Source organism: Monashia sp. HAY1-5C (genome assembly GCF_056755255.1).
Map to the genome: position 1 here is coordinate 1 of NZ_JBPGXG010000752.1, position 237 is coordinate 237.

The 237-nt window shown below is 65.0% G+C and carries 1 pseudogene; it reads right to left on the reverse strand.

From position 1 onward, the window contains the following. Positions 1-237, reverse strand: a pseudogene (locus ACR9ZK_RS23420) (alkaline phosphatase D family protein); the annotation flags it as partial.

Below are 237 nucleotides of genomic sequence, written 5' to 3' on the forward strand. Positions count from 1 at the left end.
CTTGTAGAGGGTCGAGCCCTCCAGATCCTTCAGGGTGACCGTCATCGCACGTGTCTTTGCGTCGATGTCGACCTGGCCGAAGAACTGCGTGTCGGGCGCCGGCGCGGCGTTGGCAATGCCTGGCCCCTTCTGATACGCGACCTGCATGCCGAAGGTGCCGTCAGCCTTGTTGGGGCCGAAGCCGCCAGCGTGCAAGGGGCCGGAGACGAACTCCCAGAAGGGCAGGAAGTCGGTGTG